The organism is Modestobacter marinus (genome assembly GCF_011758655.1).
GTDB lineage: Bacteria > Actinomycetota > Actinomycetes > Mycobacteriales > Geodermatophilaceae > Modestobacter > Modestobacter marinus.
The window spans coordinates 269,988-283,018 of sequence record NZ_JAAMPA010000003.1 but is presented as its reverse complement, the minus strand read 5'-3'; the positions used below and the strand labels follow the sequence as shown (position 1 = coordinate 283,018).

Genomic DNA, 13,031 nt, shown 5'->3' with positions numbered 1-13,031 from the left:
GCGCTGCCATCCTCCCGGCGGGCCCGCGGCCGCACGAGGCGGCCGGCTGGACGACCGGCCCGTCGAGGAGGACAGGTCATGCGGACGAGGACACGAACCTGGGTCTGCGGCAGCTCGGTGGCTGCGCTGCTGCTGGTCGGGACCGGGACGGCGGCGGCGTCGCCTCCCGCCCCGGGACCCGGGGCCGGGACGTCCGACGGCGCGATCGGCTATGCCACCGCCCTGCTGTACGGCGAGGACCGGACCGGCGGGGGCGGCGCGGAGAGCCTGTTCGAGGCCTACGCCCCGGCCGGGGTGCCGGCGTTCGCCCGCGGCGAGGTGTTCATCGGCGGCTACGAGTGCCTCACCGAGGACTCCGTACCGGCGCAGGTGACCGGCCTGGAGTCCGCCCGGGCCACCGGCTGGCTGAGGTATGAGTGCGGCTCGGCGGAGGGCACGGTGCGCGGGTATGCCGCCGTCCACCTGCGGTGGACCGGCCACGGCGAGGTCGTCGAGCAGTCCTGGACCGACGAGGAGGGGTGCACGGTCACCCTCCAGGTCCGCCCGGCCCGGGTGACCGGCGGCATGCTGGCCGTCGTGCCGGGTGTCGGGTCGGCGGTGCTGACACTGAACGCCGAGGACGACGCCGACATCCGGCAGGAACGGCGGACCTGCTGAGCGGACTCCGACCCGAGGGGCGGGGGTGACCCGCGTCGCAGCGGCGGCGGCACTCGGTTAGCGTCCGCTCATGCTCGCTGCGTTCGTCGCCACCCCCGCCCCGAAGGACCCGCTCTCCGTGCTGGAGGTCGGTGACCGGCCCGAGCCGGAGGCGCCCGAGGGCTGGACGACGGTCGAGGTGAAGGCCGCCTCGCTCAACCACCACGACCTGTTCAGCCTGCGCGGGGTCGGCCTGCCCGCCGAGCGGATGCCGATGACCCTGGGCTGCGATGCGGCGGGCATCGACGCCGACGGCAACGAGGTGGTGGTGCACGCGGTCATCACCTCCCCGGGGTGGACCGGTGACGAGACGATGGACCCGAAGCGCTCGCTGCTGTCGGAGGTGCACCAGGGCACGCTGGCCGAACGCGTCGTCGTGCCGCGGCGCAACGTCGTCCCCAAGCCGGCCGAGCTCTCCTTCGCCGAGGCCGCCTGCCTGCCCACCGCCTGGCTGACCGCCTACCGGATGCTCTTCGTCCGCTCCGGCCTGCGGCCCGGGTCGACGGTCCTGGTGCAGGGGGCCAGCGGCGGGGTCGCCACGGCGCTGATCCGGCTCGGCAGCGCGGCCGGCTACCGGGTCTGGGTCACCGGCCGCAGCGAGGAGAAGCGGACGGCGGCGCTGGCGCTGGGGGCGGACCAGGCGTTCGAGTCCGGTGCCCGGCTCCCCGAGCGGGTGGACGGCGTGATGGAGACCGTCGGCGAGGCCACCTGGTCGCACAGCATCAAGTCGCTCAGGCCCGGCGGCGTGGTGGTGACCTGCGGGGCGACCACCGGCTTCAACCCCGGCGCCGAGCTCAACCGGGTGTTCTTCACCCAGCTGTCGGTGATCGGCTCCACGATGGGCACCCGGGACGAGCTCGACGACCTGATCCAGATGTGCCGGATCACCGGGGTGCGCCCGGCGATCGACGTGGAGCTGCCGCTGTCCCGGGCCCGCGAGGGCTTCGAGCGGATGCTCGAGGGGCGCACGGCCGGGAAGATCGTCTTCACGATCTGAGCGGTCACGCCTGGGCGGCGAGCCGCCTCTCGATCTTGGCGGCGAGCACCGGCCGGTCCTTGTCCGCGACGAACGGCAGGATCGCCGTCAGCTCGGGCAGCCGCGCCTTCTCGGTCATCACCACGCGGAACGCCGTGGCCACCGTGATGCCGTGGTCGGGACGGGAGAGGACCGTGACGGCGTCGCCGGCGCCCACGTCGCCGGTCTGCAGCACCCGGAGGTAGGCGCCGGTGGCACCGCGGGCGGCGAAGCGCTTGACCAGGTCGGGCACGTCCCAGAAGCGGGCGAAGTTGGCACACGGCGTCCGCCAGGCGGTCACCTGGAACAGCGCCGTCCCGACCTGCCACTGCTCACCGATGACGGCGCCCACCAGGTCCAGCCCGGAGGTGCGCAGGTTCTCGCCGAACCGGCCCGGGGGCAGCTCCCGGCCGAGCTCGGCCTCCCACCACTCGGCGTCGTCCTGGGCGTAGGCGTAGACCGCCTGGCCCTCGCCGCCGTGGTGCTTCCGGTTGACCTGGACGTCGCCGTCCAGCCCCAGCGGGTGGACGGCGACCCGGCCGGTGACCGGCTTCTTGTCGATGCCGCTGCGGTTCGGACGCTTACCGGGCAACGGCAGCAGGTCACTGCCGGAGACGCAGACCGCCTCGATGCGCCCGGTGATCACTTCTTCGCGGCGGTCGAGTCGTTCGTGGAGAGCGCGGCCACGAAGGCCTCCTGGGGGACCTCGACGCGGCCGACCATCTTCATCCGCTTCTTGCCCTCCTTCTGCTTCTCCAGCAGCTTGCGCTTGCGGCTGATGTCACCGCCGTAGCACTTGGCCAGCACGTCCTTGCGGATGGCGCGGACGGTCTCGCGGGCAATCACCCGGGAGCCGACGGCGGCCTGGATCGGCACCTCGAACTGCTGCCGCGGGATGAGCTCCTGCAGCTTCCCGGCCATGAGGACGCCGTAGCTGTAGGCCTTGTCGGCGTGCACGATCGCGGAGAAGGCGTCGACGGCCTCGCCCTGCAGCAGGATGTCCACCTTGACCAGCTTCGACTCCTGCTCGCCCGCCTCGGAGTAGTCCAGCGAGGCGTAGCCGCGGGTGCGGGACTTCAGCGCGTCGAAGAAGTCGAAGATGATCTCGCCCAGCGGCAGCGTGTACCGCAGCTCGACCCGGGTCTCGGACAGGTAGTCCATCCCGGTCAGCGACCCGCGCCGGCTCTGGCACAGCTCCATGATGGCGCCGGTGTAGTCGCTGGGGGCGATGATCGTGGCGTTCACGATCGGCTCGAACACCCGGTCGATCTTGCCGCTGGGCCAGTCGCTGGGGTTGGTGACGACGACCTCCGTGCCGTCCTCCATCACCACCCGGTAGACGACGTTGGGCGCGGTGGAGATCAGGCTGATCCCGGCCTCGCGCTCCAGCCGCTCGCGGACGATCTCCAGGTGCAGCAGGCCCAGGAAGCCGACCCGGAAGCCGAAGCCGAGGGCCGCGGACGTCTCCGGCTCGTAGACCAGCGCCGCGTCGTTGAGCAGCAGCTTGTCCAGCGACTCGCGCAGCAGCTGGTACTCGCTGCCGTCGATCGGGTAGAGGCCGGAGTAGACCATCGGCTTGGGGTCGCTGTACCCGCCGATCGGCTCGCTGGCCGGCTTGTGCTGCAGGGTCACGGTGTCCCCGACCCGGGACTGGCGGACGTCCTTCACCCCGGTGATGAAGTAGCCGACCTCGCCGACGCCAAGGCCCGGCACCGGCTTGGGCTCGGGTGAGATGACGCCGATCTCCAGCAGCTCGTGGACCGCGCCGGTGGACATCATCTTGATCCGCTCGCGGCCGCTGATCCGGCCGTCGACGACCCGGACGTAGGTGATGACGCCGCGGTAGATGTCGTAGACCGAGTCGAAGATCATCGCCCGGGCGGGGGCCTCGGCGTCGCCCACCGGCGCCGGGATCTTCTCCACGATCATGTCCAGCAGCTCGGCGACGCCCTCGCCGGTCTTGCCGCTGACCCGCAGCACGTCGGCCGGGTCGCAGCCGATGATGCCGGCGATCTCGGCCGCGTACTTCTCCGGCTGCGCGGCCGGCAGGTCGATCTTGTTGAGCACCGGGATGATCGTCAGGTCGTTCTCGATCGCCAGGTACAGGTTCGCCAGCGTCTGCGCCTCGATGCCCTGCGCGGCGTCGACCAGCAGCACGGCCCCCTCGCAGGCGGCCAGGGAGCGGGACACCTCGTAGGTGAAGTCGACGTGGCCGGGGGTGTCGATCATGTCCAGCACGTACTCGTCGCCGGCCAGCGGTCCGGACCGCGGCGTCCACGGCAGGCGCACGTTCTGCGCCTTGATGGTGATGCCGCGCTCGCGCTCGATGTCCATCCGGTCGAGGTACTGGGCGCGCATCTGACGGCCCTCGACGATCCCGGTCACCTCGAGCATCCGGTCGGCCAGCGTCGACTTGCCGTGGTCGATGTGGGCGATGATGCAGAAGTTCCGGATCCGGGCGGGATCAGTGGAGGCAGGAGTCGTCACAGTGGACCCATCGTCCCACGTCCCCGCCCCGGGTAGAGCGATTGCCCGGGACGACGTCGCCGAGCGCTCCCCGCGCCCTGTGCGGTTGGGCCACGAGCAGTGGGCTGGTATCTTGTGAGGCCGGTCCGCGCTGCCCTTCGTTGTGCCGTGGACGCACTGTCAGAAGTACACCTCCCTGCGACACATCCGAGGCTCACGCGTGGCGAACATCAAGTCCCAGATCAAGCGGATCAAGACCAACGAGATCGCTCGTCAGCGCAACGTCGCTGTCCGGTCCGCCCTGAAGACGCAGGTGCGGCGTTTCCGCACTGCCGCCGACGCCGGGGACAAGGCAGCGGCCGAGGCCGCCCTCGTGACCGCCTCGAAGGCCCTGGACAAGGCGGCCAGCAAGGGCGTCATCCACAAGAACCAGGCCGCGAACCGCAAGTCGGCGCTGGCCAAGAAGGCCGCCAGCCTCTGAGCTGAGCGTCCGCTCCGCGACGAGCCCCCTCCCTGCCGGGAGGGGGCTCGTCGCGTTCCTGGGTCCTCGCCCCAGTCGCCGAGCGTCTGGTCGGCCGGCGGGCCGTCCCGGACGCGGTGGCGCCAGGGTGCGCAGTCAGCCGGGTCGCGCGGTCGGCGTACGGCGCGGGTCCGCCCGCCCGCCGACCGCGGTCAGCGCAACGCAGGGCCAGCCCGCCGGCCGCGGCCGGGATGCGCGGGCGCCGGGTCGGGCGTCCAGCGCTACCCGCGGGCTCGCCCTCCGACCACGGTCAGCGTGATGCGTGGCAAGCCCGTCGGCCGCGGCCAGCGGGCGACCGAGATGCGCTGGCAGCCGGATCCGGTGCTCAGCGCAGCGCGCGGGCCCGCCCGCCGGCCGCGGCCGCACGGATGCCCACGATCCGGCGGACCGCCCGCTCCAGCGCGTAGTCGGCGCTGGCGGCGACCCCCTTCACGTCGGCGTTGAGCTCGGCGACCACCCCGATCGCCTGCTGCAGCGCGTCGATGCTCCAGCCCCGCGCCTGCGCATGCGCCTTCTTGACCTTCCACGGCGGGAGCTTGAGCTGGCGGGCCAGCTCACCGATGTTGGAGGTGTTCAACGAGGCGACCCGGGCGGCCGTGCGCACCCCGTCGGCCAGCGCGTCGGCGATGAGCACGTGGGCCACCCCGCGGTCCAGCGCCCAGCGGAGCATCTCGACCGAGCCGGCCATGTCCCCGACCAGCACCCGTTCGGCGACGGTGAACCCGGTGACCTCGGCCTGGCCCCGGTGGAAGCGGGCGACGGCGTCGGCGTCGATGACCCCACCGAAGTCCGACACCAGCTGACTGGCGGCCGCCGACAGCCCGCGGAGGTCGTTGCCCACCGCGTCCAGCAACGCGGTCACCGCATCCGGAGTGATCTTGCCGCCGGCGAACCGCACCTCGTTGCGCACGAAGGCGACCCGCTCCCCCGCCGAGCTGATCTTCGGGCACTCGTCGACCGCGGCACCCGCCGCCTTGAACGCCTTCAGCAGCGCCTCGTTGCGCTTCCCGCCGCTGTGGACGACGACCAGCGTGAGCTCCGGGTCGGGCTCCTTGGTGTAGCTGACCAGGGAGTCGGCCAGCGCCGCCGCGGACTCCTGCACCCCGGTCACGACGACCAGCCGGTGCCCGCCGAACAGGGAGGGCGCGAGCACGTCGGCCAGCTGACCGACCGCCAGACCGGCCGCCGGGAGCTCGTGCTCCTCGCTGTCGGGGTGGCGCTCGCGGACCGCCGCGCGCACGGCGGAGACCGCCCGTGCGCGCAGCAGCTCCTCCTCGCCCACCACGACCCGGAGCCGGGAGGTCGGAGCCGGAGGTGCCGCTGTTGCCACGGGGCCATGCTGCCACGGGACACCGACGGGACCGGCTCGCCGCCGCACCTGCAGGCCGCGTCCCGGACCTGCCCAACCCCGACGGGCCGCCTCCCCACGGACTGTCCTGCGACGCGCTGTCCCGCCAAGGGCTCTCTGGCGCCGTGCCGTCTCCCCACCTGCCGTCTCCCCACCTGCCGTCTCCCGACCTGCCGTCTCCCCACGTGCCGTCGTCCCACGTCCCGTCGTCCCACGTGCTCGTCTCCTGTGACGCGGCCGCGGCATCGGCGCGCAGCGCGGCGTCCGGTCCCCGCACGGCCACTCCCCACTCCCCCGCCCGGCCGACCACCGCGACGTCGCCGTCCCGGTCGGTCCGGTGGACGCGCATCCCGGCGCCGGCCAGCCAGTCCAGCAGCCGCCGGGTCGGGTGGCCGTAGCTGTTGTCGGCGCCCACCGAGATCAGCGCGACGGCGGCCCCGCTGGCGGCGAGGAAGCCCGGGTCGGCGTCGGCGCTGCCGTGGTGCGGCACCTTGAACACGTCGGCGGTCAGGTCGAGACCGGCCGCCACCAGGCGCGCCTCCGCCTCGGCGCCGAGGTCGCCGGTGAGCAGCACCCGGAGGCCGCGCTGCGTGGCCCGCACGACGAGGCTGAGGTCGTTGGGCTCGGCACCGGCGACGGCCTCGGCCGGGTCGGGGGCCAGCACCTCGAAGTCCGCGCTGCCGACCGTCCGCCGGTCACCGGGCAGGAGGACCACGTGGTCCGCACCCGCCTCGGCCACGGCCCGGTCCAGCTGCGACACCCGCTCGTCGTCGGGCGCCAGCGACCCGGTGGCCACCACCCCGACGTCCCGCCCGGCCAGGGCACCGGAGAGCCCACCCACGTGGTCGGCGTCCAGGTGCGAGAGCAGCACCAGCGGCAGCCGCTCCACCCCCAGTCGGCGCAGGCAGCCGTCGACGAGGGACGGGTCCGGGCCCGCGTCGACCAGCACCCCCTCACCCGGGCCGGTCGGCAGCACGAGCGCATCGCCCTGGCCGATGTCGCAGGCCACCACGACCGTGTCCGGCAGTGGCCAGCCCCGGCTGAGCTGGCGCAGCGGCCAGCCGACCAGCACGACGCCCAGCAGGGCGGCGAGCGCCAGCAGGCGCAGCCGGGGCCAGCGCCGCAACGCCCAGACGGCGCCGCCCAGGACGACGGCCAGCAGGACCGCACCGGGGATGCCGGTCGGCCAGCCGGTGGCGCCGTCGGGCACGGCCGCGGCACGCTCGGCGACGGCGACCAGCCAGCGCACCGGCCACCCGGCGAGCCAGGTGAGCGCGTCGGCCGGCCACGGCGCAGCGGGTGACACCAGGGCGGCCAGCACGCCGAGCACGGTCGCCGGTGCCACTGCTGGTGCGGCCAGCAGGTTGGCCGGCAGGGACACCACGCTGACCAGCCCGGAGATGCCGGCCACCAGGGGCGCGGTGACCAGGCCGGCGGCCGCGCTGACCGCGACGGCGTCGGCCAGCGGACGGGGGACGCGGTGCCGGCGCAGCGCCCGGGACCACCCAGGAGCCAGGAGCACGATCGCCGCCGTGGCGGAGACCGAGAGGGCGAACCCGACGTCGCCGGCCAGCCCGGGTGCGAGGAGGAGCAGCACCAGCACGGTCGCCGCCAGCGCCGGGACGGCGGCCCGGGCCCGGCCGGAGGCCAGCGCCAGCACCGCCACCGCGCCCATGGCCGCGGCCCGCAGCACGCTGGCCCCCGGGCGGGCGAGGACGACGAACCCGGCGATCGCCAGCGCTGCGGCCAGCGCCTGCCACCGCCGGTCCACGGCCCGGGCCCGCAACGGCCAGAGCACCAACGCCACCACGATCGCGACGTTGGCGCCGGAGACTGCGGTCAGGTGGGCCAGCCCTGCCCGCCGGAACTCCTCGGTGAGCACCGGGTCCATGCCACTGGTGTCGCCCACGACCAGGCCCGGGAGCAGACCGGCCGCGCGCTCGGGCAGGGTGCGGGCAGCCGAGTCGACCAGCCCGGCCCGCAGCGCACCGGCCACGTCTTGCACCGCGCCGGGGCCGCCGAGCCGGTCGGGTGGCGAGCGCGCCGACAGGACGGCCACGACGGCGTCCCCGGGCTCCGCCGGGCGCGCGAGGACGTGCAGCCGCACCGCCTGGCCCGGCAGCAGGCCGGCCCACTCCTCGGCGGCACCGAACAGCAGTACCGGGTCGTCGCCCACGGGCCGGTCCGCAGCCCAGGAGACCGTGCCGCGCACCAGCACCCGGGCCGCTCCGGCGCCGGCCACCGGACGGGGGTCGTCGGTCAGCTCCAGGACCACCTCGACGACCGCCCCGCGCTCGGCGAGTGCCGGCAGGGGCGAGGCGGCCCGCGCCTGAGCCCGGACCGCCGAGGTGGCGCCGGTGACGGTCACCGCGGCGAGGCAGCCGATGACGACGCCGCGCGCCGCGACCCGTCGCAGCGCGCCGGGCCGGCCGGCGCGCCCGGCCAGCAGCAGACCGGCGGCGGCCAGGGCCGCGGCCACGGCGAGGGTGAGGAGCAGCCCGGCGGGCAGCCGGGGCGCCAGCAGGGTCAACGCCCACACGGTCGCGGCAGGAGGGACCAGCCGCAGGTCGAGCCAGGACCACCGGTCCGTCGCCGGCACCCGGTGGACGGCGTGCCGGGCACCCGGCGGCCGCATGACCACCGCACTCGGCAGTCGTGTGGCCGGACCGGGACTCGGTGGTGGCACGGCCGGGTCTGGACCTGGCGGTGGCACGGCCTGACCGGCACCCGGCGGTGGCACGGTCAGACCCGCACGCGCTCGGTCAGCTCGGCGAAGATCGCCGGGCCGATGCCGCTGACGTCGTCCAGCCGCTCGACGCTGGTGAACGGCCCGTGCGCGGTGCGGTGGTCGACGATCCGCTGGGCGAGCACGGGGCCGATCCCCGGCAAGGCGTCCAGCTCCGCGACGGTCGCCGAGTTCAGGTCCAGCGGGGCACCGCCCACCACCGCGCCACCCGTCGGCCCGGCTGCGGCCACCGCCCCGGGCACACCGACGGCGATCTGCTGGCCGTCGGTGACCAGGGCCGCTGCGTTGACCGACGCCGCGTCGGCCTCGGGCAGCAGCCCGCCGGCCGCGGCCAGCGCATCGGCCACCCGCGCCCCCGCCGGCAGGGTGACCAGGCCGGGGGCACCGACCAGGCCGACCACGGAGACCACGACCGTGCCGGTCGGCGCCGCGGGCGCGGGGGCGGCCGACGGCGGCGGCACCGAGGGCTCGGTGGTCACCTCGGCACCACGGGACGCGGCGGCCGGCACCTGGTCGACGGCTGGGCGGTCGACCCATGTCCAGCCGACGACGACGACCGCCGCCAGCACCGCGACCGCCCACAGCGCCCACGCGCCCGGCCGGCCGGGGTCGACCCGGGCAGCACGCCCGGGAGCGCGGTGCCGGCCCAGCCCGGCGGGCAGGTGGGTGGGCTCGACGGGCTGGGTCGCCCGGTCGTCCTCGTCGTCCGGCCAGCCACCGCCGTCGTCGGGTGCACCCGGCTCGTCCGCATCGGGGACCCAGCCCCGGTGCTGCCCCTCGGCCAGCAGGGCGCGCAGCCGGGCCCGGATGACGTCGGAGTCGTCGCTGCGACGGGCAGGAGGGCGCACGGCAGGGACGCTAGGGACCCGCTCAGCGCCCGACCGGGGCCGCGGGCAGGTTGTGGACGACGGTCACCGTTGTGGACGACGGCCCCCGCGCAGGGCCGGGCGCGCCGGAGGGTGACCGGGTGTGCGAGCTCCCGCCCTCAGTCCCCCACGTGCTCCGCCGGGTCCGCTGGTGGCGGGTCCTCCGGCCGCTGTCCTGCCTCGGTCGCCGATCGCGGCGTCGGGTCGACGACCACCCCGACCGCTCCCGGCCCGACGTGCGCCCCGACCGCGGCCCCCAGTTCGCTGACGTACAGCTCGGTGAGCGAGGGCAGCCGGGCGGCGAGCTGGTCGGCCAGCCGCTGGGCGCGCTCTGGCGCGGCGAGGTGGTGCACCGCCGCGGCCACCGGCACGTCACCGGCCACGTCGGCCGCGCGCTGGACCAGCCGGGCGAGGGCCCGGCCCGAGGTGCGGACCTTCTCCAGGGCGACCACCTGGCCGTCGGTCACGTGCAGCACCGGCTTCACCGCCAGGGCACTGCCCAGCAGCGCGGCCGCGGCACCGATCCGCCCGCCCCGGCGAAGGTGCTCCAGGGTGTCGACGACGAAGAAGGTGCGGGTCGCCGCCGCGGTCTGCCGCGCCGCGTCGGCCACCTCGGCGGCCGAGGCCCCGTCGGCCGCGGCCCGGGCAGCGGCCAGCACGGCGAACCCGGTGCCCATCGCGGCCGACCGGGAGTCCAGCACGGTCACCAGGTGCTCACCCACCTGGGTCGCGGCCACCCGGGCGGCGTCCCAGGTGCCCGACAGCTCGCCGGACAGGTGCACCGACACCAGCCGGTCGGCACCACCGTCCAGCAGCCGCCGGTAGACGGCGACGAAGTCCCCCGGCGTCGGGCGCGACGTGCTGACGTGTCCACCCCGGACGGCGAGCGACCGGGCGACCTCGGCGGAGGTGACGTCGCTGCCCTCCCGACCGGACCGCCCGGCGAGCACCACGTACAGCGGCACCACCTCGATGCCGTAGCGCTCGACGACGTCGGCCGGCAGGTAGGCCGTCGAGTCGGTGACCACGGCGACGGACATGGCGCGAGGCTAGCCGCGGGGGGCGCGGCGCCGCGGGGGTGGCTGGTCAGCCGGCGTCGGCGTCGGTCGCCGGCGCGCCCTCCTCGGGGCTGGCGCCCGCCTGCGGGGCATCCGGCGCATCGGTGGCCGAGGGCTCGGGGAACGCGCCGCGGTCACCCGGTGACCGCATGCCGCCCTCCACGCGCTCCGGCGCCAGCGCCGACAGGTTGTGCCGCATCAGCCGCCACCCCGACGCCTGGAAGGACAGCTCGCTCCAGTGGCAGTTGCCCAGCGGCCCGAAGACCCGCTTGTGCGCCGCCCCCAGGCCCAGCAGTGCCTCGATCAACCGGCCGGCGGTCCCGCCGTGGGTCACCAGCACGGCCGTGGCCGCCGGCGGCAGGTCGGCCACGGCCGCCAGGGCCCGGGCGGCGACGTCGGCCTGGGCCTCACCGCCGCGCTCGGGCACCGGTCGGCCGGCCATCCAGTCGGCGTACTGACCCGGGTGCTGATCGGCCACCTCATGACGGGTCAGGCCCTCCCAGCTGCCCAGCCCGTGCTCGCGCAGCCGCTCGTCGACGCGCAGCGGCACGCCCAGCAGCGGGGCGAGAGCACCGGCCGTGTCGACCGCGCGCTGCAGGTCACTGGAGACCAGCAGCGTCTCCTGGCCCGCCAGCAGGGCGGCGAGGTGCGGTGCGGTGCGCGCGGCCTGGGACCGCCCCTCGGCGTCCAGCGGCGGGTCGAGCTGCCCCTGGAAGCGCCCGGCGGCGTTCCACTCGGTACGGCCGTGCCGCCACACGAGCAGTCGGGGCACCGCGGGGGCGTCGGCGCCCTGCGTCACCGGCCGGACTCGCCCGCGACGTCCTCACCGCTGGCGCCCTCGTCGCCTGCGGCAGCCTCGTCGTCGCCTGCGGCAGCCTCGTCGTCGACGGTGGCAGCCTCGTCGTCGACGGCAGCCTCCTCGGCGGGCGTCGGGGCGGCGGGGGCCGCACCGTCGGTGAACGGGATCACCGGGCAGTCCTTCCAGAGCCGCTCGAGGGCGTAGTAGGCGCGCTCCTCGGCGTGCTGGACGTGCACGACGACGTCGACGAAGTCGAGCAGCACCCACCGTCCCTCGGCCACGCCCTCGCGGCGGACCGGCTTCACGCCGTGCTCGCGCAGGCGCTCCTCCACCCCGTCGACGATCGACTGGACCTGACGTTCGTTGGGTGCCGAGGTCAGCACGAACGCGTCGGTGATCGCCAGGCGGTCACTGACGTCGACGATCGAGACGTCGGTGGCGAGCTTGTCGGCGGCGGCCTGCGCTGCGATCAGCGCGGTCTCGCGTGCCTCGTCCGAGGCGGTCATCGGGGGATCTCCTGCAGGTCGGGGGACGGGTCGTCCCCGGGGATGGGGGTGTCGCTCAGGTCGGGGCGGGGTCTGGCGGTCGGCCGGTGGTCCGGCGGCGCGGTCGGCCGGTGGTCCGGAGCTGCCGTCCCGCAGTGGTCGAGGGCCACGGTCTCGCGTCGGTCCACAGCTGCGGTCTCGCCGTCGTCCGGGGCCTCGAGCCGCTCGGCCGGGAAGCCACCGCCCCGCGGGCCGGTGCCGGCCAGCGGCTCGTCGGACCCCGCCGTGCCGGGGTGGTACAGGCCGCGCTTCTCGATGTACTGCACCACACCGTCGGGCACCAGGTACCAGACGGGCCGCCCCCGGCGCACCCGGTCGCGGCAGTCGGTGGAGCTGATCGCCAGCGCCGGGACCTCGACCAGGCTGACCGCACCTCGCGGGAGGTCGGCGTCGGCCAGCTGGTACCCGGGCCGGGTGACGCCCACGAAGTGGGCCAGCTGGAAGAGCTTGTCCGTGTCCCGCCAGCCGACGATCTGGGCGAGCGCGTCGGCGCCGGTGATGAAGAAGAGCTCGGCGTCGGGGTGCAGGCGGTGCAGGTCGGTGAGTGTGTCGATGGTGTACGTCGGCCCGCCCCGGTCGACGTCGACCCGGCTGACCGAGAACCTCGGGTTGGAGGCGGTCGCGATGACGGTCATCAGGTAGCGGTCCTCCGCGGGGCTCACCCCCCGGTCGGACTTCTGCCACGGCTGGCCGGTGGGCACGAACACGACCTCGTCGAGCCCGAACAGCCCGGCCACCTCGCTCGCGGCCACCAGGTGCCCGTGGTGGATGGGGTCGAACGTCCCGCCCATCACCCCGAGTCGACGTCCTGCCACCGACCGAGCCTAGCCCGGCCCGGCCGGAGCCGGTCGTCCGACCACCGGCTCCATCGGCGGGCAGGAGGGGCACGACGGCCGGGTGGTCCTCGCGCCCACTGCTCGGCGACCGGCTCCCCCGTGGCGCCGGTCGCGGGCGTGGGGCCGGCCGGTGGCC

At 75.3% G+C, this 13,031-nt stretch carries 11 protein-coding genes and 1 pseudogene; 3 read left to right on the top strand and 9 right to left on the bottom strand.

Annotated elements, in window-relative coordinates:
* Positions 1-78 precede the first annotated feature (78 nt).
* Entirely contained in the window at positions 79-657 is a 579-nt protein-coding gene (locus tag FB380_RS22310; RefSeq protein WP_166757534.1) for a hypothetical protein, read from the top strand.
* 70 nt (positions 658-727) lie between these two features.
* On the top strand, positions 728-1,693 hold the full coding sequence (locus tag FB380_RS22305) for a zinc-binding dehydrogenase (protein ID WP_166757533.1): 966 nt from the start codon (positions 728-730) through the stop codon (positions 1,691-1,693).
* A gap of 4 nt (positions 1,694-1,697) precedes the next feature.
* Here FB380_RS22305 and FB380_RS22300 read toward each other — a convergent pair whose 3' ends face one another.
* On the bottom strand, positions 1,698-2,357 hold the full coding sequence (locus FB380_RS22300; RefSeq protein WP_249523417.1) for an MOSC domain-containing protein: 660 nt from the start codon (positions 2,355-2,357) through the stop codon (positions 1,698-1,700).
* Positions 2,354-4,198: a translation elongation factor 4 gene (gene lepA, locus FB380_RS22295; protein WP_166757532.1), complete on the bottom strand. Its 1,845-nt coding sequence runs from the start codon at positions 4,196-4,198 to the stop codon at positions 2,354-2,356. The genes FB380_RS22300 and lepA overlap by 4 nt, the downstream gene beginning before the upstream one ends.
* A 199-nt stretch (positions 4,199-4,397) precedes the next feature.
* Between lepA and rpsT the strand changes: the two genes are divergently transcribed.
* Positions 4,398-4,658, top strand: coding sequence for a 30S ribosomal protein S20 (rpsT, locus tag FB380_RS22290; protein WP_166757531.1), 261 nt, complete (start codon positions 4,398-4,400; stop codon positions 4,656-4,658).
* 364 nt (positions 4,659-5,022) lie between these two features.
* Here rpsT and holA read toward each other — a convergent pair whose 3' ends face one another.
* From holA to nadD, 7 genes and pseudogenes are all read right to left on the bottom strand, one after another.
* A complete protein-coding gene (holA, locus tag FB380_RS25005; RefSeq protein ID WP_229682301.1) occupies positions 5,023-6,027 on the bottom strand; it encodes a DNA polymerase III subunit delta in 1,005 nt (334 codons plus the stop codon).
* Positions 6,028-6,571: 544 nt separating this feature from the next.
* Positions 6,572-7,936: pseudogene (locus tag FB380_RS25000) on the bottom strand (ComEC/Rec2 family competence protein); the annotation flags it as partial.
* Positions 7,937-8,787: 851 nt separating this feature from the next.
* Positions 8,788-9,639 carry a ComEA family DNA-binding protein gene (locus FB380_RS22275; RefSeq protein WP_166757528.1) on the bottom strand — a complete coding sequence of 284 codons (852 nt, stop codon included), beginning with the start codon at positions 9,637-9,639 and terminating at the stop codon, positions 8,788-8,790.
* 137 nt (positions 9,640-9,776) lie between these two features.
* Entirely contained in the window at positions 9,777-10,697 is a 921-nt protein-coding gene (locus FB380_RS22270; RefSeq protein WP_166757527.1) for a DegV family protein, read from the bottom strand.
* A gap of 46 nt (positions 10,698-10,743) precedes the next feature.
* Positions 10,744-11,514 carry a histidine phosphatase family protein gene (locus tag FB380_RS22265; RefSeq protein ID WP_166757526.1) on the bottom strand — a complete coding sequence of 257 codons (771 nt, stop codon included), beginning with the start codon at positions 11,512-11,514 and terminating at the stop codon, positions 10,744-10,746.
* Entirely contained in the window at positions 11,511-12,020 is a 510-nt protein-coding gene (rsfS, locus tag FB380_RS22260; protein ID WP_166757525.1) for a ribosome silencing factor, read from the bottom strand. Before rsfS ends, FB380_RS22265 begins: the two co-directional genes overlap by 4 nt.
* Positions 12,017-12,874 (bottom strand): nicotinate-nucleotide adenylyltransferase, encoded by an 858-nt coding sequence (gene nadD, locus FB380_RS22255; protein ID WP_229682302.1) that lies wholly within the window; start codon positions 12,872-12,874, stop codon positions 12,017-12,019. Before nadD ends, rsfS begins: the two co-directional genes overlap by 4 nt.
* Positions 12,875-13,031: the final 157 nt, after the last annotated feature.